The following is a 20,659-nucleotide window of genomic DNA, read 5'->3' as shown; positions in this document are numbered from 1 at the left end:
TCACTTGATCAGGCCCTTGTCTTTCAGATAGGTGCGGGCGACGTCGGCGGGCAGTCGCCGCCAAGTGTCGACCTGCTGGTTCATGTCGGCGAGGTCCTTCGTGGTGAGGACGTCGTTGAGCTTGCCGAGCGCCTTGGCGACCCGCTCGCTGCCGGCGCGGGCGCGGTTGACGACGGGGACGATGTAGTCGGCGTTCTGGAGGTGCTTGTCGTCGGCGAGCAGGACCAGGCCGAAGGAGCCGAGGGTGGCGTCCGTGGTGGTGGTCAGCACCATCTGGTCTCGCCCGGACTGCACGGCCTGCTTGGCCGGGGTGGTGCCGACGCCCTTGGGATCGACGGCGGTGATGTCGATCCCGTACACCTTCTTCAGACCGGGCGCGCAGTACGGCCGCTTGACGCACTCGTCGCCCGCCGCGAGGCGCACCTTGAGTCCGGAGGCGCCGAGGTCGCTGAGGGTCTTGAGGTGGTGGCGGCGGGCGTAGGAGGCGCTGACCGCGAAGGCGTTCTGGTCGACGGCCCGGCCCGGCGGGAGCACGGTGAGTCCGCGCGGGGTGGCCAGGGCGCGCAGGTTCTTCATGGTCTCGGCGAGGTCGGGTGAGCCGGCCGGGGGCGCGTCGGCGCCGTGCGCCTTGGCGTTGAGCCAGTCGGCCAAGGTGGCGGCGTACTCGGGGGCGACATCGATCTGCCCGGACTCCAGGGCGGGTTCGTACAGCTCCCGGTTGGCGACGGTGATCACCGAGGTCTGGTATCCGGCCTGGCCGAGGAGCTGGGCGTAGAGCTGGGCGAGCAGGTCGCTCTCGGTGAAGCCGGCCGAGCCGATGACCAGGTGGTGGCTGTCGCCGGGCGGCGCGGTGACGGCGTCCCGGTTCTCCAGCGAGGGCCCGGAGGAGCAGCCGGCCAGGGTGAGGAGGGTGGCGGCGAGCACCGCGCGGGCCCTCACCGGCCGCCCCTCGCCCAGGCGGGCCCGAGCCGTTCCACGACCTCGAAGACGCCCTCGACGAGCAGGGCGAACACGGCGACGAGGATGGCGCCCGCGACGACCTGCGGGGTGCTGGCCAGGTTGAACCCGGCGGTGATGATCCGGCCGAGGCCGCCGCCGCCCGCGAGCGCGGCGATGGTGGCGGTGGCGACGAGCTGGACGGCGGCGATCCGCACCCCGTTGAGGATCATCGGCAGCGCGAGCGGCACCTCCACCCGGACCAGCGTCTGCCGCCCGGTCATCCCCATGCCGCGCGCGGCCTGCACCACGCCCCGGTCGACCTCGCGCATGCCGACATAGGCGTTGGTGAGCAGCGGCGGCACCGCGAACAGCACCAGGGCGACGACGGTGGGCCCCTCCCCCCATTTCCCGACCGGGGTCAGCAGGAGCAGCACCAGCACGGCGAAGGTGGGCACCGCCCGGCCGACGTTGGAGATGTTGACGGCCAGCGCGCCGCCCTTGCCGAGGTGCCCGAGGACCAGCGCGACGGGCAGCGCGATCAGGCAACTGACGATCAGGCAGACCACGGTGAGCAGCAGGTGTTGCAGCAGCCGGTGCCAGACGCCGTCGTCGCCGGACCAGTGGGCGGGGTCGGCGAGCCAGTCCCAGGTGGAGCCGAGCACGTTCATGTCCGGCCCTTCCTCGCCCACGGGGTGAGCAGCCACTGCACGCCCAGCAGGAGCAGGTCGGCGGCGACGGCGATGAGCACGCACAGCACGGAGGCGGTGAGGACCTGTGCCTTGAAGTAGGTGTTCATGCCCGCGTAGATCAGATTGCCGAGCCCGCCGAAGCCGACGATGGCGCCGATGGTGACCAGGGAGACGGCCGAGACGGTGGCGATGCGCAGTCCGGCCATCGCGGCGGGCAGCGCGAGCGGCAGCTCCACGGTGAGCAGCAGCCGTACGGGCCCGAAGCCGAGCCCGCGCGCGGCCTGCCGGGTCTCCTCGGGGACGGCGCGCAGTCCGGCGAGGATGTTCCGTACGAGCAGCGTGAGCGAGTACAGCACCAGCCCGGCGACGACGAGGGTGGCGGACAGCCCGTACACCGGGAGCAGCAGGGAGAACATGGCCAGGGACGGGATGGTGTAGAGCACGGTGGTGACGGCGAGCACCGGCCCCGCGGCCCACCCCCAGCGGCGGGCGAGCACGGCCAGCGGCAGCGCGACGGCGAGCCCGATCAGCACGGACAGCGCGGTCAGCTCAAGGTGCTGCCCGACCGCGTCGAGGAGGATCTGGCGGCGGCTGCTCAGATAGTCGCCGCAGATCCACTCGTTGCGCGCGAGGCAGTCGTCCGGGGCGGCGGTCACCCGTCCATTGCACCGGCCGGGGCAGCGGGTCGGCGCGTTGTGGTCGCCCGTACGGGGGCCGGAACGCCCCTTTTGGTATCACTTCTGGCAATCGAAGCGAGGAGTGTGGCGGCTGTGGAACGAATCGTCGTCGTCGGTGCCGGCCACATGGGGTCGGTCGTCGTACGGGGCCTGATGGACGGGATGCCGCAGGCCGAGGTGGTCGTCGTGGAACCTTCCGCGGAACACCGGGCCTCCCTGGACGGCCGCGCGGAAGTGACGGCGACGTACGAGCCCGGCCCGGACGACCTTCTCGTCCTCGCCATCCCGCCCCAGGCGTTCGACTCCTTCGCGGACGGCCTGCCGCAGGGCGCGTGCGCGCGGGCGACGGTCGTCTCGGTCATGGCGGGCGTACGTCTGGAGGCCCTCGCCTCCGCGCTCGGCACGGACACGGTCCTCCGCGCGATGCCGAACCTCGCCTCGCGGGTGGGCCAGAGCATGACGGTTCTCTGCCCCGGCGACCAGGTCCCCGCCGCAGTCGTGGACCGGGCCAAGGGCGCGCTGGCGGTGATCGGCAAGGTCCTGGTGGTGCGGGACGAGTCCCTCCTCGACCCGGCCACCGCGGTCGCGGGCAGCGGCCCCGCCCTGGTGGCGCACCTCGCCCAGTCCTTCACGGACTTCGCCCGCGCGGCGGGGTTCGACGCCGACGACGCCCTGCTGCTGACGAGCCAGATGCTGCGGGGGACGGCGGACCTCCTGTCGCAGCCGGGCGTGACCCCGGAATCCCTGTACCAACAGGCCGGCACCCCGAACGGTACGACCACGGAGGGCATCGCCACGCTGCGGGAGCATCGGGTGGGGGAATCGGTGCGGGCGGCGTTGGAGGCTACGACGGAAAGGGCGCGGGAGTTGGCGGGGTGAGGCGCGAATCGGGCGGCCTGCGGCAGAGCGCGTGGCCGGGTGAGGGGTACGACTCCGGCGGTCGGGGAAGCCACGGCGGAGAGGGCCGAGGTGCCGGCGGGGTCAGGGACTGGGCTCGGGCAGACACGGGACTCGGCTCGGGGCGCCCGCAGCTGACGAACCGCCCGGGTGGAGGAGTCGTCCCCGTCGGCCTTTGAAGCCACGGTCCTAGGGGCCAGGGTGCTGGCGGGGTGAAGGACTCCGCCCCGGACACGCGGGCAAGGGGCGGCGACCGGACCAGGTGCGGGGCTCGGCCCAGCCGACGCCGGGAGCCACGGCTGAGAGGGGCCGGGAATGGACGAAGTGAGGGACTCGGTCCCGCCGCCGGGTGAGCGGAGCGCTAGGTTGGCCGTATGAGCAACCTTGACCTCGCGCCGGAGCCGAGCGCATGCGGTGGCCGTGGCTTTGTCGTCGCCGAGCCGGTCCGTGAGCTGCTGAGCCCTCGCAGGGTGAAGCTCGGGGAGTCCACCGAGGTCCGCCGGTTGCTGCCGAACCTGGGACGGCGGATGATCGGCGCGTGGGCTTTTGTAGATCATTATGGGCCTGACGACATCGCGGACGAGCCCGGCATGCAGGTGCCCCCGCACCCGCACATCGGCCTGCAGACGGTGAGCTGGCTGCACGAGGGCGAGGTGCTGCACCGGGACTCCACGGGCAGTCTGCAGACGATCCGCCCGCGCCAACTGGGCCTGATGACGGCGGGCCGGGCGATCAGCCACTCCGAGGAGAGCCCGAAGCCCCACGCGCGCTACCTGCACGGAGCCCAGTTGTGGGTGGCCCTCCCGGACGAACACCGCCACACCGACCCGCACTTCGAGTACCACGCGAACCTGCCGACGGTGACGGCCCCGGGACTGACGGCCACGGTGATCCTGGGCACCCTGGACGGCACGACGTCCCCCGGCACGACGTACACCCCTCTGCTCGGCGCCGACCTGACCCTCGCCGAGGGCACCCGAACCCACCTCCCCCTCGACCCCGACTTCGAGTACGGCGTCCTCTCGATGTCCGGCTCCGTCCACGTGGACGGCGTCCCCGTCACCCCGGGCTCCATGCTCTACCTCGGCTGCGGCCGCACGTCCCTCCCCCTCCACGCGGACTCCGACGCCTCGATCATGCTGCTGGGCGGGGAGCCGTTCGCGGAGGAGCTGATCATGTGGTGGAACTTCGTGGGGCGGACCCAGGAGGAGATCGAGGGGGCTCGGGAGGAGTGGATGAGGGGGTCGCGATTCGGGGAGGTGAAGGGGTACGAGGGGGACCGACTGCTCGCGCCTGAACTGCCGTCCGTGCCACTGAAGCCACGGGGTCGGGTGCGCTGAGCGCCACGCAGGCCCACGCTGCCAGCCCGACGGTGAACTGCGACTACGGCCCGGAGCTGCTGGACGCCGAGTTGCAGGCCTTCCGTGACGGGCGGAAACTGGTTGCATAGCGCGCGCATGGATCGCCCGTTGAAACCGGAAGCGTCCTCTCCCTCCGAGGAGATAACTTCGTGCTCGGCACAGCAGTTGGCCACCTTTGACATGAAGAAGTCCTCGCGCCACGGCATCTCACGGCGGACGCGCACGCTCTCCAGGTAGCTGATCCTGTCGACCCCCTTGCCGTGTGTCCGTACCCAGTATCGCGAGGGCCGCGCCTTATGTTTCGCCGCAGGCGCCGGCGGCTCGTACCACCACCTGACGGACCGGCAGCCCTGTTGTCCACGGGACTGCTTCAAGTGCGGACAGACGGGTCCGATGCCGGCACGCGAACCACCACCTGCGAAAGGCGCGAGCGTCGCGGATGAGGTGCGGTACCGCACCGATCGGAGCACATCCCATGACCGACGACATCCGAGGCTTCTCACCCAGGCCCATGGCCACGGCGCACTGTGCGATCGTGCCACCGCATCTGCTCAACCGGCTGGCCCGGGCAGAGGACCCGTCTCTGAACGAGCCTGCCCGCCGCACCCTCGCGCTCGACGCGGCACAGCGCGTCCAACGAAGGCTGACGGCCGAGATCGGCCCAACCGCCGCCCTGCCGAAGCGCGCCCCTGACCATCCCCTCCGCACCATCTGCGACGTCGAGCACCGGCGTGAGTTGCCCGGCAGGCGCATACGCGGAGAGGGTGAGGCCGACGCACCGGACACCTCGGTCAACCATGCCTACGACGGCCTTGGTGCCACGTTCGACTTCTATCTCCGGACGCTGTCCCGCTTGTCCATCGACGGGGCCGGCCTCCCGCTGAATGCCAGCGTTCACTTCCAGGAGGACTACGACAACGCCTTCTGGGACGGCGAGCAGATGGTCTTCGGGGACGGGGACGGGCACATCTTCGGTGACTTCACCCAGTCCCCCGATGTCATCGGCCATGAGCTCACCCACGGCGTCACCCAATACACCGCCAACCTGACCTACATGGGCCAGTCCGGAGCCCTGAACGAGCATCTGTCCGACGTATTCGGTTCGCTGGTCGAGCAGTACACCAAGGGCGAGACGACCGAGGAGGCGAACTGGCTGATCGGAGAGGAACTGCTGCGCCCCGGAGTTCAGGGCGTCGCGTTGCGCTCCATGAAGGCTCCTGGCACCGCGTACGACGACGATGAGCTCGGCAAGGATCCGCAGCCTGCCCACATGGACGACTTTGTGCGGACCTTCGCCGACAATGGGGGTGTACACATCAACTCGGGCATCCCCAACCACGCTCTCTACCTCGCCGCGACTCAGCTTGGCGGCCACGCCTGGGATGGCGCCGGCCGCATCTGGTACGACGTGCTCACCAGTGGCGAACTCGCCCGCGACGCCGACTTCACGTCCTTCGCACGGCTGACCGCGGACGCCGCCGACGCCTACGGTCCGCGGGAGCACGATGCGGTACTGCTGGCGTGGAACGCGGTTGGCGTACCCACGCACGAGCTGAGTCGGACAGTGTCCCACTGACGCTCACCGCATCGGTCCGCGGCCTCGGGAGCTGACCACGTGAAGGGCATCGGCGTCGACGCCGGCCGCAGCCGCAAGAGCCGGGGCCGGGCCCAGACGCACGCTCACGTCCTCACTGTCGGCTTTCCCGGTCCCGCAGCCATTGTCCGAACTCGGCGGCGACGATGCGTTCGTCATGCACGCCGGCTGCCTCGTCGGAGGCCAGCCAGACGATCGGCGGGCCCATCACCTCCGGACTCAGGAACCCCTGGCCCTCGGCGGCGACGTCCTGAGGCAGCATCCCGGTGACCGTCGCGCCTCCGGGCAGCAGCACGTTGACGGTGATGCCCGTGTCCCGCAGGTCGGCCGCCATGATCCGGGACAGCGCCTCACTGCCGGCACGCGACGGCCCGTAGGGAACGAAGCCGGCGCGTCGCATGGTCGAGTGATTCATCGAGATGTTGACGATGCGGCCACCGCCGGACGCCAGCATCCGTGGCGTGATCTCACGGGCGACCAGGAAGTAGCCGGTCAGGTTGGTGTCGATCACCGCGCGGAAGGCGTCGGGCGGTACCTCCCAGAAGCCCTGCGGCTGTGTCATGAAGCGCGGGTTGACCGTGCGCATGCCGATGCCGGCGTTGTTCACCAGCATGTCGATGCCGTCGAGCCGCGACCACGCTCGGTCGACGGCCGTGGCCACCGACGACTCGTCCCGCACGTCCATCTCGACGCCGATCGCCCCCGGCAGACCCGCGGCGACGGACTCCGCCCGCTCGGCGGAGCGCCCGGTCAGCGCGACGGTGGCTCCCGTCGCGGCCAGGGCGGAGGCCATGGCGAGTCCCAGTCCGCTCGTCCCGCCGGTCACCAGCACCTTCATCGGATTCACCTCTGTCCTGAGAACCGGCCTGGCCGGGTCATCGGTCGTGCTCACCGCCGCGTTCTCGGTCGCCGTTCGCGACCGTGGTTCTCGGCGGCAGGGCGTATCCGCGGGCGGAGTCCGTGTCCGGAACTCTAGGCGTTGGAGCGCACTTGAAGTCGAGTACGGGTGGCGCAGGCGTGCTGCTTGCGCACCTGCGCGTTTCCCTGCGACGGCCTGTGCCGCCGGGATCCCGTATTACCGGCCGGGCTGGAAGACGGCGCGTACGCAGCCGTCGAGCTTCTCCTTGAAGAGGTGGTATCCCTCAGGCCCGTCGTCGAGGGACATGATGTGGGTGGCCAGGTGGTCTGTCTTCAGCTCGCCCCTTTCCATGCGCTCCAGCAGCATGGGGATGTAGCGGTGGCCGTGCTGCTGGGCGCTGCGCAGGGTCAGGCCCTTGTTCATCACCGCGCCCAGCGGGAATTTGTCGACGAAGCCCGCGAAGACGCCGAGGATGAATATGCTGCCGCCCTTGCGGCACGCCAGGATGGCCTGGCGTACGGCGGCGGACCGGTCGGTCTGCAGGCGCAGCTGCTGTTTGGTCTGGTCGTAGAGATTCTGGGCTCCGGAGCTGTGGGCTTCCATGCCGACGGCCTCGATGCACACGTCCGGGCCGCGGCCGCCGCTCATCTCGCGAAGCTCGGCGTCGATGTCGGTCTTCTCGTAGTTCAGGGTCTCCGCACCGACGTGCCGGCGGGTCATGTCCAGGCGGTACTCGAGGCGGTCGATGGCGATGACCCGGTCGGCGCCGAGCAGTATCGCGGCCCGCGCGGCCATCTGGCCGACCGCTCCGCAGCCCCACACGGCGACCACGTCGCCCGGCTTCACCCCGCCGAGGTCGGCCCCCATCCACCCGGTCGGCGCCGAGTCGGAGGCGAACAGCGCCGTGGTGTCGTCCAGGGCGTCCGGTACCGGGAAGGCCCCTTGGTCGGCGTACGGGACGCGGATGTACTCGGCATGGCTGCCGGCGAACCCGCCCAGGGCGTGGGAGTAGCCGTAGCAGCCGCCTGGGGCTGAACCCCAGAGGTGCTCGGTGATGCCGGGATTGGTGTTGCCGTTGTCGCACAGGGAAAAGAGTCCCTCTTTGCAGTACCAGCAGCGGCCGCAGGAGATGAAGGAGCAGACCACCACGCGGTCGCCCGCCTTGTGCCGCTTCACCCGCGGTCCGGTCTCGACGACCTCGCCGATGAATTCGTGGCCGAGGATGTCGCCGGCCCGCATGAACGGGATGTACCCGCCGAGCAGGTGCAGGTCCGAGCCACAGGTCACGGTCTGCGACACCTTGACGATCGCGTCCTGCTCGTTGCGCATCGCGGGGTCGGGTATCTGTTCGACGGACAGGTCGTTGGTGCCCTGCCAGGTCAGTGCCTTCACAGCCGTCCCTCCCCCTGGGCCTTTTCGATCAATTTGTCCAGCGGGCGCCCGGTGACCGTGGGCCGGTTGGTCGACGGCCGGTCGGGGAGGAGGATTTCTCCCGTCTCGACCAGCGCCTTGGCATGCCGCAGCGCGGTCCGCAGTTCCTGGACCTTGTCGTGTCCGTTCGCCGACTCGGCGGTGTCGGGCTGGCCGGCATCCCCCTTGTGGTGCAGTCGGCAGGCCAGTTCCGTCCCGCGTTCCCCGGGGGCGGGGCGCAGCTGGGTGTCGATGGCGTCGCCGAGTCGGGCGAGCGGCTCCGGCAGTTTCCCGCCGGGCGCCACCTCCTCGGCGGACGCACACACTGTCATCACGTGCCACCGGTGCTCGGTCTCCCCGGCGTGGGAGGTTCTCGACCGGATGGCTTCGCCGGCGCGGCGGACCACTGAAACCGCGGCGTCCAGGGCCTCGGTCCCCATGCTGGCCACGGTGGAGACCGCGCCGCCTGCTGTGGGCTTCTTCACGACTTCGTTCCTTTCTGAACGGCGATGTCCCTGGCCGCTCCTACTCCCATGGGTCCGCGGGATGCCCTGCGGGCGCATGGGGGAAGCTCTCGCTGCCCAGCCAGGCGCCGGAGACCTGGCGATCGGCATGGGCGAACTGCTCGACGAGGGCGGCGCGGAAGGCCGGCGGGTCCGTAGGCGCTCGGCTCGAGGTGAACCGCCGTGCGCCCTACCGGTCCGGACGCCGTTCGCCGGCCGGCCAGGTCCTGAGCAGCAGGCGGACCGCGGCCCAGCGGGTCATTACTGTTGTGGCCGTTGCCGTGTCCGTTGGGATGCGGGACGGCTCCGGCACGCCTCTGCGGGCCGCTCACCCGGATCCGGTGGAACGGTGGTTCCGCCGCCGGCCCGCCAGGCGGAGCTTCGGCGCTCCGGCGGCGTACCGTCCGGGTCCCCGTCGGCCTCCGACGCGAAACAACCACGCACCGATCGAGCTGACCGTGCCTGGTTCAACCTCGTGGGCCGATCTGAACGACCCCCGTGTGCAGCCCGTACCACCGGCACACCGGCCAGTGGTGAGCGGCTGATGCGGGCCTGTTCGCACTTGGAGAAGGCGGCTGCCCGGATCACGTCCGGGCCGCACGTACACCATGTCTTCCTCGTCCAGAACCCCGGCATCGCGCAGCAACTCCGCCACGTCCAGCAGCCGTTACGCGATGCCGAGGACCTCGCCGTTCATGCGCACTGGCCGCCCGCCGGACTCGGCGGGCGGCCAGATGACAACTGGGAAGAAGACGGAGCGCCCGCCGCGGAGTGCCTGGCCGGGCCTCGGCCCACGGTCGAGGGGGCTGAGCACGCTCCTTGCGGCAGTAGCGGTCCCGCTCGCCCTCTGTCCGGTGCTGCCCGTCCGAGGGGCTCTGCCCCAGACCGACTCAGGCGGGAATGAGGCCGTGGGGGTCGATGATGAACTTGAGGGGCACTCCCGTGTCGAAGGTCGCGTAGGCCTCGGGGGCCTCGTCGAGGCTGATCACCTTCGTGTTGAGCATGGGGCTCAAGTAGGGCATGCGGTCCCACAGGATCGCCATCATCAGCTCGCGGTTGTAGTGCATGACCGGTGCCTGCCCGGCGGTGATCCGCGGCGACTTGATCCAGGCCTTGCCGAAGTCGATCGGGTACGTGCCCTCTTGCTCGGCCTTCGACTTCGCGAGCGGGTCGGGGCCGTAGACGCCGATGACTCCGGTGGCTCCGCCCGCGCGGGTGGCGTCGATCACCTGGTTGATGGCGTAGGCCGGGTCCATGTCCTCGGCCTGGGGGCCGAGGCCGTGTGCCTCGGTGCCGACGTAGTCGACTGCGCAGTCGACCCTGGGTTCGCCCAGGATGGCCTCGATCTGGTCGGTGAGCGCTGCGTCCTGGCTCAGGTCGATCGTCTCGCAGCCGTTGTTCTTCACCAGCTCCAGGCGGTCCTTGTTGTGGTCGCCGACGATGATGCAGGACGCCCCGAGGAGGCGCGCACATGCTGCGGCGCAGCGGCCGACCGGGCCGGCGCCGGCGATGTACACGGTCGAGCCCGTCTTGGCACCGCCCTCCATGAGACCGTGGAACGCGGTGGGCAGGATGTCCGAGAGCACCGCCAGCTCACGGATCTTCGCCATGGCCTGGTCCTTGTCCGGGAACTTCAGGAGCTGGAAGTCGGCGTACGGGACGAACATGTACTCGGCCTGGCCACCGTCGTAGTCGCCCAGGTTGAAGCCGTATGCTCCGCAGTCCACCTTGGGGTTGGTGGTCTCGCAGACGTCGGTCCGGCGCGCCCTGCAGTTGCGACATCGGCCGCAGGCGACGTTGAACGGGACGGAGACGAGGTCGCCCTCACTGAGGAACTCGACGTCGGGGCCGACCTCGATGACCTCCCCGGTGTTCTCGTGCCCCATCACCATTCCCTCGGGCACCGGGAAGGACCCGCGGTAGATGTGCAGGTCGCTACCGCAGATGTTGGTGGCGACGAGCCTGAGGATGACGCCATGCGGGGCGCTTTTCCCGTTCGGCATCTGAAGCTTCGGGAAGTCGCGGGACTCGACGCGCATGTCTTTCGGGGCGTGGAAGGTGACGGCGCGGTTGCTGCTTGCCATGACGATCTCCTCTGTTCATCCGGGGGACTCGCCCGCCGGAGTGCCGAGGTCATTTGGGTGGGATTTGTGACCCCAGTCACTCTCAACGTAGGGCGATAGCCAGCGCATGTGCCACCGCACACCGACTGTGCCCTGAGTGCCAACCCACCAACGCTGCGTGCAACGCTCCCGGCCAAGTACGCCATCTCCTGTCTGCGCAGGTCCGCGCGTTATTGGGTTTGCGGCACCACGGACGCGGCAGCGCCTGCTCCCCGAGAGCCCTCACCCGTCCAGTACGACGTTCGGGTGACCTCACGGTCCCGCGCGACGCAACGGTGATCTTCACCGGCGTCTCGGGGTCGGGCAGGCCTTCCCCCGCCCTCGGCACCCTCCGCACGGAGTCGCAGCGGCGCTACGGAGTCGGTGGCCCCGCATGCCTGACGGAGTGGGGGACGCGCTTCGCGAGGTGCCCGGTGCCGTAAGCGGTCCCTCGGCGTCAGCGAGGTGATACCGGGGACGCAGGCCCGCTCGATCAGCTTCACACGGCCGCCGTCCGGCTCAGTCCACCGCCTGACCAAGACGGGCATGCCCCTGCTCGGAGCCGATCCGGCTGAATGACGGCTCGATCGGCCCCAATAGGCTCACGCCACGTCCATTCCCAGTTCGGCTTCGGGGCGGCAGGTGGGGCACGGCTTGATGCCCGGCTCGACGAGGAGGGCGCGGGCTTCGTCGGCCCGGATTCTGCGCGGTGCGCCCCTGGCCTGCTCACAGCCGGCCGCGTGCACGACGATGTCGCCGGGGTCGTCCGGGGCGCGCATCATCTCGACCTCGTAGTCGCCCGCCCGCGCGGGCCGGGAGAGCCCGGTCGTGGGCAGAGGGCCACCGGCGCCCTTGGCTCGTCGCATCGAGCGCTGTCGCGGGGCAGGCCGTTCGGCTCGCGCGAGGGCCTGCCGCACCTCGTCACGCAGGAGGCTCAGGTACGTGGCGACCGTGGCGTTGTCCGCGATCTGCCGTTCCAGGTAGGCGAGGAGCACGCGGAGCCGGGGCGCGTCGTCAGGCAGCTCGGCCACGACGGGCACCACCGTGCAGAGCGGCCCACGCCCCGGTGCGGCCCTGCCAGTACGGATGCACCAGCACCTCGGCGGACAGGGCGAGCAGCCGACGCCTGAGCGCGGTGCTCGGCCGGCGACTGAGCCGCCGGTACACGGCGTGCCACTCCCGTATCGCGGCCAGGAGGTCATCAGGGAGAGTGCTCATACCGGCATTAGAGCACGTGTTCGATTTTCGACGCATCCCGGCTCCGGGTCCGCAATTCCGCGCGACTTGCCCGGCTGCGTGTGAACGCGCGGCCGGTTCCACCCTGTCGGACGGTTGTCGGTGACATGTCGGAGGCCAGTGGCAGCGTGGGCGCCGGGTTGCTCCGCCGGGAGCCGCCGTCGCACCTCACGGGAGTTCCCGCCATGTCTCAGATCCCTTCCGCCGCTGACCGCGTGTACCTGGTCACCGGCGGCAATGCGGGTATCGGGTATTTCACCGCCGAGCAGCTGGCCGGTACCGGCGCCACGGTGGTCCTGGGCAGCCGGAGTGCCGAGCGGGCCGAGGCCGCCATGGACGCGATCCGTGCGCGGGTGCCCGGTGCGCGGGTGCGTTCGGTGGGCCTGGACCTCGCCGACCTCGGCTCGCTGCGGGGAACCGCGGAATCCCTGGAGATCAAGCGCCTCGACGCGGTGGTCCACAACGCCGGCGTCCTCCACGAAGGGCTGGAGCGGAGGGAGACGCGGGACGGCAATGAGGTGCATTTCGGAACGAACCACCTCGGGCACTTCGCGCTCACCCACTGGCTGCTGCCGCTGCTGGAGGCCGCGCCGAGCGCCCGCATCGTGACCGTCGGCAGCTTCGCCGCCAAGTCCGAGCGGCTCGACCTGGACGATCTGCAGTCCCGGGCCGGCTACCGGGCCAAGCGCACCTACGGCCGGTCGAAGCTGGCCCAGATGTACTTCGGCGTGGAACTCGACCGCCGGCTGCGGGCCGCGGGCAGCACGGTGTCGAGCGTGGTGGTCCATCCAGGCGGTGCGCTGGACTCGCTCACCCCGTCACGGCCGCCGGTCCATGTACGGAAGGCCGGGACGGCGCTGCGCGGGGCGGCCGCCGCGCTTGTTCTCCAGGGCAAGCACGCGGGTGCCCGGCCCGCGGTCCGGGCGGTGCTCGACCCCCGGATCGCGGGGGGTGAGCTGTGGGGCCCGCGCGTCTTCGGACTGCGGGGCCGGCCGCACCGCGAGCGGCTGTGGGCTCAGCTGCAGGACGCCGAGACGGCACGCCGGCTGTGGGAGGCGAGCACGGAGCTGACCGGCGTCGCGCCTGCCGCCGCCATCTGAAGCACTCGCCAACTCAAGCGCTCGGTCACCCTCGGGACTCGGCGAGGGCGAGGGCGGCGACGGCCCCGAGCAGGATCACCGTGCCCGCGACAGTGGCCGTGGTGAGCTGCTCGCCAAGGAACAGCACGGCCAGGACAGCGGCGCTGACGGGTTCGAGGAGCATCATCACCGACGCGGTGGCGGCCCTGAGTACGGCGACGCCGGCGAAGTACAGCGGGTAGGCGAGCGCCGTGGTGACGGCGGCGATGTACAGCATCAGCAGCGCCGCCTCGGTGAAGTTTCCGCCCTGCGGGAGGAGACCCTCGTAAAGGGCCGGCGGCAGCATCAGGGCCGTGCCGATGAGGAAAGACCAGAGAGTCAGGGTGAGCGCGTCCTCGCCAGTGCCGTGCCGTCCGGTCCATCGGCCCAGCAGATTGGATACGGCGTATCCGGCGGCGGACAGCAGCGCCATCCCCACGCCTCCCAGGTGGACGACGCCCGGCTGGTTGCCCAGCACGAGCACGGTCAGTCCGGCCAGCGCGCCTGCGACGGCCAGCACTCCAGCGCGGCCGATGCGCTCGCCCAGGAACAGCCGCCCGCCGGCGGCCGTGAACACGGGTGCGGCGCCGAGCGTGACGATGGTGCCCACCGCCAGCCCGGTGTCCCGCACGGCGGCGAAGTAGGCGGTCTGGAACACGGCCAGCCCGGCTCCGGTGCCCATCAGCAGCAGCACCCGCCGCCCGGCAGGCTGCGGCGCGCGCGGCGCTTTGCGCGACGGGCGCAGCGCCCGGGCGGGCAGCAACAGCACCGCCCCGGCCAGGAAGCGCCAGAACGAGATGGCCATGGGCCCCAGGCCGCCGGCCCGGTAGATGACCTCCACGGCCGCGCCGGTTGTTCCCCAGGCGAGTCCGGCGAAAGCGAGAAAGGCGAAGCCGCGCCGTAGCGAGAGCGAGCCGGTCAGTGACCGGTTCCCGCCCCGGTCCGGCGCCTCCGCGTCGACGGCGAGGTCCTGCGAGGTCTGCATCCGCTCACCGTGCCCCCCGTCACGCGATACACAAAATGCATCCAACCCACCAGCTATACGCTGAGCGCATGGATGCACGCGGAGGACACGGCGCGGGGCTGGAGTTGAAGCACCTGCGCTGCCTGGTCACCATCGTCGACACCGGCAGCTTCACGGACGCCGCTCGGGAGCTGGGTGTCTCCCAGGCCGCGGTCTCCCGCACCCTGCTCTCCCTGGAGAAGACCTTGGGGGTGCGGCTGCTGCACCGCACCAGCCGCACCGTCGAGCCCACCAAGGCGGGTGTGCTGGTCCTCGCGCGAGCCCGTCCGCTCCTGGCCGGCGCGGACGAACTCGTCGCAGAGGCCGCCTCCGGCCACAGCCGCCTGCACATCGGTCACGCCTGGTCGGCCTTCGGGGGCCACACCACCGAGTTCCAGCGCCGCTGGCACCACGACCACCCCGGCATCGAGCTCCGGCTCGTCCGGCACAACTCCTCCACCGGCGGGCTGGCCGAAGGACTGTGCGACCTCGCGGTCATTCGCAGCTCCGTCGACCTCAAGCCCTGGTCGCATGCTTTCGTCGGCCACGAGGACCGCTACCTTGCCCTCGCCTCCGACGATCCCTGGGCCCGCCGCCGCAGCATCCGTCTGGCCGAAGTCGCCTCCCGCACCCTCGCCCTCGACCGTCGCACCGGCACCACCACCTTGAACCTGTGGCCCGAGGCCGAACGGCCGGCCGTCGAGCACGTCCACGACATCGACGACTGGCTCGCCGCCATTGCCTCCGGCCGCTGCGTCGGCGTCACCCCTCAGGCCACCGCGGCCCAGTACCGCCCCTCAGGCATCACCTACCGCCCCCTGCGTGACGCCGAGCCCGTCCCCGTCCACCTCATCTGGCGCCGGACGGACCCCCACCCCGCCACCCGCGCCGCCGTCGCCCTCGCCATCGACCTCTACCGCACAGATCGCCAAGCCCCGACACGCTCCCCCGGCGCCCCTGCGGGCCAGCGCCGGACACGGCGGGGAGGGCGCCCCGCCGCCGAAGGCCCCTCCCCGTGAAAAAGGCGAACAAAAACGCCGAGCGGTGCCCGGCGAACAGCTTCCCTCCGCGGCCACGCAACGTCGGAGCATCCCCGCGACACAAGTGCGTTGGGGTCGGCAGGCCACCGCGACGAACCCTCCCCGCGGACGTCAGGACTGCGGCCACATCATCCCCCTCGACCGCCCCGCCGAATTGTTCGCGCTCCTCGCTCCCTTCCTCTCCGCCGATCTGACGAAGTGACTGGAGCGGGGCAGGTCAGATGCGCGAGTTGCGCAGCGACTGCCACACGGCGCCGGAAAGCGCGCGCGTTGCCCGCGGGACCGACAGATGCTCATGCTCGCGGTACAGCGCCCAGTTGTACTTGACCAAGGACATCTTGTTGGAGGACAGCGATCCCGCCTGGTGGGCCCGGTACACCGCGAGCGGCTCGGTCAAGCCCCGGGCGTCCGCGCCGTCCCGCATGATCGACAGCCAGAGGGCGTAGTCCTGCCGCTTGCGCATCTCCGGCATCAGCCTGGTGCCCAGGGTGTTGCGGTCGTACATGGCGGTGAGAGCACCGATGTGGTCCCGAACCAGCATTGCGCGGTAGTCCACGCGCTCTCGCGCCCGGATCACCCGCCCGTTCGGAACCCAGTCGGTGCTCTCGCCGGCATGGTCCGCGTCCATCTTGAAGTACGAGGTGAAGGTCAGCGGTGCATCGCCTTCAGCCGCGAAGGCGAGCTGCTTCTCGGTCTTCTGCGGCAACCACATGTCGTCGGAGTCGAGGAAGGCGATGTAGTCCCCGCGGGCCCGCTCGATCGCGAGATTGCGGGCCCGGCCCGCCCCGCCCCGCTCGGGTGCCGACCGCGGCAGCACGCGCTCGTCCTGCGCGGCGAACTCGCGCAGCAGCTCCATCGAGCCGTCGGAGGACTGGTCGTCCGTGACCAACAGCTCCAGATCGCTGTGGGTCTGTGTGAGTACCGATCGGACGGCTGCGCCGAGGGTGGCCGCCGAGTTGTACACGGGCATCACGACAGACACCAAAGGCACAGCGCTTCTCCTTGCCGGAACGGGAACGACGGTCCATTCAAACACCGCGATCCCCGTGGACCCGCACGGCGGGGTGGGCGATCAGACCGTTCGCCGGGTCGCGCGCAGTACGACGTCGCTGACGTGGTGGGTGCTGGCGGCGCCGGCGGGCCGTGGCCGGGTTTCATGGATCTCGACCTGCCAGATGTCGGGCTCGGCGGTGAGCGCGGCGGCGATCTCGTCGACCCCGACGAACGCCGACGGGTCGTACATCCGGGTCTGGGTCGCCACGTCCACGGGGCCGCTCAGCGGGCTGAGGTCGTGGTGTACGACCAGGAGCGTGCCACCGGGGGCGACGGCGGCGAGCAGGCTGCGCAGACCGCGCTGGTCGGGCGTGCGCTTGAACGAGCCGTACTGCAGGGAGACCAGGTCGAAGGTCTCGGTGCCGAAGGGGGCGGGATCGCCCGCGTCGCCGCGTACGAGGCTGACGGCGAGCCCTCGGCGTTCGGCCTCGGCGCGGACCCGGGCGAGCGCGTTGCCGGAGATGTCGGTGGCGGTCACCTTCCAGCCCTGCTCGGCCAGCCAGAGGGCGTCGGCGCCCTCACCGGTGCCGACGTCCAGCGCGCGACCCGGGGACAGGGCGGTGGCCTCGTGGACGAGCGTGCCATTGGGGTTGCCGCTCCACGCGCGGTCGGAGCCCGCGTAGCGGTGGTCCCAGTCGGCCCGCTCGCCCGAGTGCCGTACGGCGGCGCGCAGGTCCTCCTCCGCGAGGCTGAAGGCGATCATGGCGCCGACCTGGCTTCCCTGGGCGGCCGAGGGCAGCACCTGCAGGCTGGGATCGGTGATGTTGCCGGCCGCGTAGATCCCCGGTACGGCGGTCTCGCCGCGCGGGTCGACCGCGAGGACGTCGCCGGCGCCGGTCGGGTGCGCGGTCGTGGTGAGCCCCACCCCGGCCAGCACGTCGGCGCGTGCCCGGAACCGCGAGCCGACCACGACGGCGTCGGCCTCGAGGACCCGGCCGTCACCGAGTTCGACGCCGGACACCCCGCCGTCCGGACCGGTGAGGACCCGGCCGGCTTCGGCGCGCTCGATGGTGACGCCGGAGGCGGCAAGGGCTTCGACAACTCCCTCGTCGAGCCCGGCCGGGTCGTGCAGTACGACGGTCAGCCGGTCGGTCAAGTGCCGGAACAGCGGGGTCGGGTGGAGGCCCAGGGGGTGGGTGACGATCTGCACCAGGCGCTGGTCGCGCACCTCGAAGCCGTGGCAGAACGGGCAGTGGATCACACCTCTCCCCCACCCCTCGGCGACACCGTCGATCGCGGGGAGCTCGTCCGACAGGCCGGTCGCGGCGAGGACGCGGCGGGCGACCAGCGTGTGCCCGCCCGTGAGGTCGAGCCGGAACCGGCCGTCGCCATGACGGTGCACTCCCAGGACCCGGCCGGACAGCACCTCCCCGCCGTACGCGCGTACCTCCTCGCGCCCGGCCTCCGTCAGCTCACCGGGCGCGACCCCTTCATGCCCCAGGTAGCCGTGCATGTGGGCGGCGGGGGCGTTGCGCGGGGTGCCGTCGTCGACCACGACGACGCCACGACGCTGGCGGGAGAGCTGCAGCGCGGCGGCGAGACCGGCGGCCGAACCACCGATCACGGCGACGTCGCAGTGCCGTTCCATCGTGGGGTGCTGGGGGTGACTCGCGTGCTCAGAGTGGGCTGACGGCCGGCTGTGTGTGGGATGGGTGCTCATGGACCCGACCGTACGACGTCCGGCGTTCTGCGCAAAGGTTCTTGCAGAATCAGCAAGGAATGCAAGGATGGGAGGGTGAACGGAGCAGCCGACATCGAAGCCCTGGCGCGGTCGCGCCTGCGCAGCCTGCGCACCACCCTGGGGTACTCCCTCGACGAGCTGGCCCAGCGGACCAACCTCAGTCCGTCGACCATCAGCCGGGTCGAGACGGGCAGACGCACGCTGAGCCTTGATGTGCTCGTACCGTTGGCCCATGCTCTCCAGGTGAGCCTCGACGTGCTCTTCGAGGTACCCACCGACGACGATGTCGTCATCCGCCCGGTCGCGCACAGCAGCGGCACCCGGACGACGTGGCCGCTGAGCCGTCCGGACGGCCGCATGGTCGCGGTGAAGATGCGCGTCGAGCCGTCCGAGGGGCGGCCCGGCCAACGGGTGCATCCGGGCCACGACTGGTTTCTCGTGCTCGAGGGACGCGTGCGGCTGTGGCTGGGCGAGCGGCAGATCGACGTCGACGCCGGAGAGGCGGCGGAGTTCGCGACGATGGTCCCGCACGCGATCACGGCGCTGGACGCTCCAGCCGAGCTGATCATGGTGTTCGACCGTGATGGGCAGCGGGCGCATGTGCACCAGTGAAGGAGGCGTGCGCCGCTTCGGGGGAGTTCGCGTCAGTCAGCGCACAGCCGGGGGCGCCTCGACGGAGACTGTTCCGTCGCGGTTCACCCCTGAAACGGCCACTTGGTTGTAGATGGTGCTGACCTTGCCAGCGAGGCACTCCAGGGGGAAGGAGACGTGGACGGGCCGCACGGCAACCTTCACGGTGCCCGCCCCTTGGCAGCGCACTGCGACGACCAGCGCGTCGCCCTTCTTGCCCCTGGCGAACCCGACCTCGGCGTTCCCCGTGGTCGCCTTCTGACGGCCGGCCAGCGTCTCGCCAGCGTCCAGCTCCGGCGGCTTCCGCACGGGAGGTTGCGTGGTGTTGGGCGCAGCGGCCGTCGCTGAGTGGGATGTCGTCGAAGCCCGGCCCGGATGTGGCCGCCAAGCCCAGCCGTTCAGCCGCACGAACTCGACGGTGTTCCGTCGATAGCCCGGAATCGGGCCGGCCGTTGGTGACGCTGCGCAGGTAACAGCCGGAGATGGGGCGCTGGGCGAAGTCGAACGTGGCACCCGGCTTCAGGTGCCAGATCTTGAAGTTCCTGTACGTCAGCGACTGGCCGGAGACCGCCCGCTCGGGCTGGTGGTCGGCGGGGACGACGTAGGCGTCGGCGCCGTAGAGCGTCGCCTTGCCCGCGCGTCGAGGTGGAGCGAGCCACTGCCTTCGTTCACGCCGACGCCCCACGCCTTGCCCCCTGCGGTCAGGCCCTCCTTGACCGCTCTCGCGGTGAAGGACATCAGGCGGCCCATCCGGTCGCGGGCGACGAAGTGGGAGTCGTCCGTGACCGCCGCCCGGTTCACCCGGATGGCAGTGCGTACATGCAGAGGCGGAGGGGCTGCACGAGTCTGAAGCCCTCCGGCTGCCACGAGGCGGCCTGCCGTCGAAGGAGCGTCATGCGAACATCTGGCAAGTCACGGCACCGCGCCCATGCGGTCCGCTGGGGTGCGGGCGCACTCGTCCTGGCGGGGACCGCCTCCGCCGTCGCGGTGATGGGGGCGTACGCGGGCGGACCGTCCGGCGGGGCCGGCGGAGAGAAGCCGACGATCGTGCTCGTGCACGGCGCCTTCGCTGACGCCTCGAGCTGGAACGGGGTGGTGGGCCCGCTCCAGAGAAGCGGCTACAAGGTGATCGCCGCGGCCAATCCGCTCCGCGGCATACCGCAGGACTCGACGTACGTCGCAAGCCTTCTGAAGAGCATCAAGGGGCCCATCGTCCTGGCCGGCCACTCCTACGGTGGCGAGGTCATCTCCCAGGCCGCCGCGGGGAACAGCAACGTCAAGGCGCTGGTGTACATCAACGCGATCATGCCTGACGTCGGCGAGTCCTCCAACAGTCTTTCGGCGAAGTTCCCGGCTCCGCCCCTCACGAAGGCCTTCAACCAGGTGCCCTTCCGCAACGGCGACGGGACCAGTGGCACGGACCTTTACGTGCAGACCGACAAGCTCCGCCAGGTCTTCGCCCAGGACCTGCCCGTCGCGCAGACGGATCTGCTGGGCGCCACCCAGCGGCCGATCGCGCTCTCCGCCTTCGCGGACAAGCTCACGGCAGCCGCCTGGCACGACAAGCCCGTCTACGTGCTGGTGGGCAAGCAGGACAGGTCCATCGACCCCGAGCTGGAGCGGTACGAGGCGAAGCGGGCGAAGGCCCGCAAGACGGTCGAGATCAACTCCTCACACGTCTCTCTGATTTCGCATCCGCAGGCGGTGAAGGACCTCATCGTCAACGCTGCCGAGGACTACGTCGGGAAGCGGTAGAGACCAGCCCCGCCTCGCCTTCGCACACCCGGGCCTGATCCCCGCGACGAGCCCGAGGAGTTGCCCGAGGCAGCGGCGCGTTCCGGGCCGCCCCCGAAGACCGGCGGCCCGG

At 70.7% G+C, this 20,659-nt stretch carries 20 protein-coding genes; 7 read left to right on the top strand and 13 right to left on the bottom strand.

The genetic code is table 11. The features are described from left to right. Genes E5082_RS23340 through E5082_RS23330 form a run of 3 tightly spaced genes read right to left on the bottom strand, consistent with a single transcriptional unit; the run spans window position 1 to window position 2,284 of the window. Entirely contained in the window at window positions 1–939 is a 939-nt protein-coding gene (locus tag E5082_RS23340; RefSeq protein WP_229918719.1) for an ABC transporter substrate-binding protein, read from the bottom strand. After that, window positions 936–1,607: an ABC transporter permease gene (locus tag E5082_RS23335; protein WP_135793196.1), complete on the bottom strand. Its 672-nt coding sequence runs from the start codon at window positions 1,605–1,607 to the stop codon at window positions 936–938. Before E5082_RS23335 ends, E5082_RS23340 begins: the two co-directional genes overlap by 4 nt. Continuing rightward, window positions 1,604–2,284, bottom strand: coding sequence for an ABC transporter permease (locus E5082_RS23330; protein WP_130330233.1), 681 nt, complete (start codon window positions 2,282–2,284; stop codon window positions 1,604–1,606). Before E5082_RS23330 ends, E5082_RS23335 begins: the two co-directional genes overlap by 4 nt. A 114-nt stretch (window positions 2,285–2,398) precedes the next feature. Here E5082_RS23330 and E5082_RS23325 point away from each other — a divergent pair, with 114 nt between their 5' ends. From E5082_RS23325 to E5082_RS23315, 3 genes are all read left to right on the top strand, one after another. Beyond that, window positions 2,399–3,184: a pyrroline-5-carboxylate reductase family protein gene (locus E5082_RS23325; RefSeq protein WP_135793195.1), complete on the top strand. Its 786-nt coding sequence runs from the start codon at window positions 2,399–2,401 to the stop codon at window positions 3,182–3,184. A gap of 392 nt (window positions 3,185–3,576) precedes the next feature. After that, the gene (locus E5082_RS23320; protein WP_135793194.1) at window positions 3,577–4,542 is read left to right on the top strand and encodes a pirin family protein; all 966 of its coding nucleotides are present in this window, start codon (window positions 3,577–3,579) and stop codon (window positions 4,540–4,542) included. A gap of 496 nt (window positions 4,543–5,038) precedes the next feature. Beyond that, the gene (locus E5082_RS23315) at window positions 5,039–6,139 is read left to right on the top strand and encodes a M4 family metallopeptidase (protein WP_229918718.1); all 1,101 of its coding nucleotides are present in this window, start codon (window positions 5,039–5,041) and stop codon (window positions 6,137–6,139) included. Between the two features lie 112 nt (window positions 6,140–6,251). Here the strand turns inward: E5082_RS23315 and E5082_RS23310 are convergent, their stop codons facing one another. The 6 genes from E5082_RS23310 to E5082_RS23285 form a co-directional block, all read right to left on the bottom strand. Then, on the bottom strand, window positions 6,252–6,995 hold the full coding sequence (locus E5082_RS23310) for an SDR family NAD(P)-dependent oxidoreductase (RefSeq protein WP_135793193.1): 744 nt from the start codon (window positions 6,993–6,995) through the stop codon (window positions 6,252–6,254). A gap of 237 nt (window positions 6,996–7,232) precedes the next feature. Beyond that, entirely contained in the window at window positions 7,233–8,408 is a 1,176-nt protein-coding gene (locus tag E5082_RS23305) for a zinc-dependent alcohol dehydrogenase (RefSeq protein ID WP_135793192.1), read from the bottom strand. Further along, complete coding sequence (locus E5082_RS23300; protein ID WP_135793191.1) at window positions 8,405–8,911, bottom strand: hypothetical protein; 507 nt, start codon at window positions 8,909–8,911, stop codon at window positions 8,405–8,407. The genes E5082_RS23305 and E5082_RS23300 overlap by 4 nt, the downstream gene beginning before the upstream one ends. A 908-nt stretch (window positions 8,912–9,819) precedes the next feature. Further along, complete coding sequence (locus tag E5082_RS23295) at window positions 9,820–11,013, bottom strand: glutathione-independent formaldehyde dehydrogenase (RefSeq protein WP_135793190.1); 1,194 nt, start codon at window positions 11,011–11,013, stop codon at window positions 9,820–9,822. Window positions 11,014–11,633: 620 nt separating this feature from the next. Further along, complete coding sequence (locus E5082_RS23290) at window positions 11,634–12,062, bottom strand: DUF6233 domain-containing protein (protein ID WP_229918717.1); 429 nt, start codon at window positions 12,060–12,062, stop codon at window positions 11,634–11,636. Beyond that, a complete protein-coding gene (locus E5082_RS23285) occupies window positions 12,046–12,249 on the bottom strand; it encodes a hypothetical protein (protein ID WP_135793188.1) in 204 nt (67 codons plus the stop codon). Before E5082_RS23285 ends, E5082_RS23290 begins: the two co-directional genes overlap by 17 nt. Before the next feature lie 203 nt (window positions 12,250–12,452). Here E5082_RS23285 and E5082_RS23280 point away from each other — a divergent pair, with 203 nt between their 5' ends. After that, window positions 12,453–13,367: an SDR family NAD(P)-dependent oxidoreductase gene (locus E5082_RS23280; RefSeq protein WP_229918716.1), complete on the top strand. Its 915-nt coding sequence runs from the start codon at window positions 12,453–12,455 to the stop codon at window positions 13,365–13,367. A 25-nt stretch (window positions 13,368–13,392) separates the two neighbouring features. Here the strand turns inward: E5082_RS23280 and E5082_RS23275 are convergent, their stop codons facing one another. Continuing rightward, entirely contained in the window at window positions 13,393–14,370 is a 978-nt protein-coding gene (locus E5082_RS23275; RefSeq protein ID WP_135793186.1) for a DMT family transporter, read from the bottom strand. A 68-nt stretch (window positions 14,371–14,438) separates the two neighbouring features. Here E5082_RS23275 and E5082_RS23270 point away from each other — a divergent pair, with 68 nt between their 5' ends. After that, window positions 14,439–15,407: a LysR family transcriptional regulator gene (locus tag E5082_RS23270; protein ID WP_229918715.1), complete on the top strand. Its 969-nt coding sequence runs from the start codon at window positions 14,439–14,441 to the stop codon at window positions 15,405–15,407. A gap of 238 nt (window positions 15,408–15,645) precedes the next feature. On the opposite strand, the gene E5082_RS23265 is transcribed toward E5082_RS23270, so the two are convergent. Both E5082_RS23265 and E5082_RS23260 read right to left on the bottom strand, forming a co-directional pair. Then, window positions 15,646–16,419: a glycosyltransferase family 2 protein gene (locus E5082_RS23265; RefSeq protein ID WP_135793184.1), complete on the bottom strand. Its 774-nt coding sequence runs from the start codon at window positions 16,417–16,419 to the stop codon at window positions 15,646–15,648. An 81-nt stretch (window positions 16,420–16,500) separates the two neighbouring features. Continuing rightward, a complete protein-coding gene (locus E5082_RS23260) occupies window positions 16,501–18,069 on the bottom strand; it encodes a bifunctional NAD(P)/FAD-dependent oxidoreductase/class I SAM-dependent methyltransferase (RefSeq protein WP_229918714.1) in 1,569 nt (522 codons plus the stop codon). A gap of 147 nt (window positions 18,070–18,216) precedes the next feature. On the opposite strand from E5082_RS23260, the gene E5082_RS23255 reads away from it, so the two are divergent. Beyond that, on the top strand, window positions 18,217–18,774 hold the full coding sequence (locus E5082_RS23255) for a helix-turn-helix domain-containing protein (RefSeq protein WP_135793182.1): 558 nt from the start codon (window positions 18,217–18,219) through the stop codon (window positions 18,772–18,774). Window positions 18,775–18,810: 36 nt separating this feature from the next. Here E5082_RS23255 and E5082_RS33020 read toward each other — a convergent pair whose 3' ends face one another. Further along, complete coding sequence (locus E5082_RS33020) at window positions 18,811–19,101, bottom strand: hypothetical protein (RefSeq protein ID WP_229918713.1); 291 nt, start codon at window positions 19,099–19,101, stop codon at window positions 18,811–18,813. Window positions 19,102–19,686: 585 nt separating this feature from the next. On the opposite strand from E5082_RS33020, the gene E5082_RS23240 reads away from it, so the two are divergent. Further along, a complete protein-coding gene (locus E5082_RS23240) occupies window positions 19,687–20,547 on the top strand; it encodes an alpha/beta hydrolase (RefSeq protein WP_135793181.1) in 861 nt (286 codons plus the stop codon). Window positions 20,548–20,659: the final 112 nt, after the last annotated feature.

Source organism: Streptomyces griseoluteus, assembly GCF_004784465.1.
GTDB lineage: Bacteria > Actinomycetota > Actinomycetes > Streptomycetales > Streptomycetaceae > Streptomyces > Streptomyces griseoluteus.
This window is presented reverse-complemented; position numbering and strand designations above follow the sequence as displayed.

Excerpts from the sequence above, each read along its gene's own strand:
- E5082_RS23285 (WP_135793188.1), bottom strand. The coding sequence starts at position 12,249 with ATGAGCACTCTCCCTGATGACCTCCTGGCCGCGATACGGGAGTGGCAC.
- E5082_RS23335 (WP_135793196.1), bottom strand. The coding sequence starts at position 1,607 with ATGAACGTGCTCGGCTCCACCTGGGACTGGCTCGCCGACCCCGCCCAC.
- E5082_RS23315 (WP_229918718.1), top strand. The coding sequence starts at position 5,039 with ATGACCGACGACATCCGAGGCTTCTCACCCAGGCCCATGGCCACGGCG.
- E5082_RS23280 (WP_229918716.1), top strand. The coding sequence starts at position 12,453 with ATGTCTCAGATCCCTTCCGCCGCTGACCGCGTGTACCTGGTCACCGGC.
- E5082_RS23240 (WP_135793181.1), top strand. The coding sequence starts at position 19,687 with ATGCGAACATCTGGCAAGTCACGGCACCGCGCCCATGCGGTCCGCTGG.
- E5082_RS23275 (WP_135793186.1), bottom strand. The coding sequence starts at position 14,370 with ATGCAGACCTCGCAGGACCTCGCCGTCGACGCGGAGGCGCCGGACCGG.
- E5082_RS23295 (WP_135793190.1), bottom strand. The coding sequence starts at position 11,013 with ATGGCAAGCAGCAACCGCGCCGTCACCTTCCACGCCCCGAAAGACATG.
- E5082_RS23270 (WP_229918715.1), top strand. The coding sequence starts at position 14,439 with ATGGATGCACGCGGAGGACACGGCGCGGGGCTGGAGTTGAAGCACCTG.
- E5082_RS23260 (WP_229918714.1), bottom strand. The coding sequence starts at position 18,069 with ATGGAACGGCACTGCGACGTCGCCGTGATCGGTGGTTCGGCCGCCGGT.
- E5082_RS23320 (WP_135793194.1), top strand. The coding sequence starts at position 3,577 with ATGAGCAACCTTGACCTCGCGCCGGAGCCGAGCGCATGCGGTGGCCGT.
- E5082_RS23310 (WP_135793193.1), bottom strand. The coding sequence starts at position 6,995 with ATGAAGGTGCTGGTGACCGGCGGGACGAGCGGACTGGGACTCGCCATG.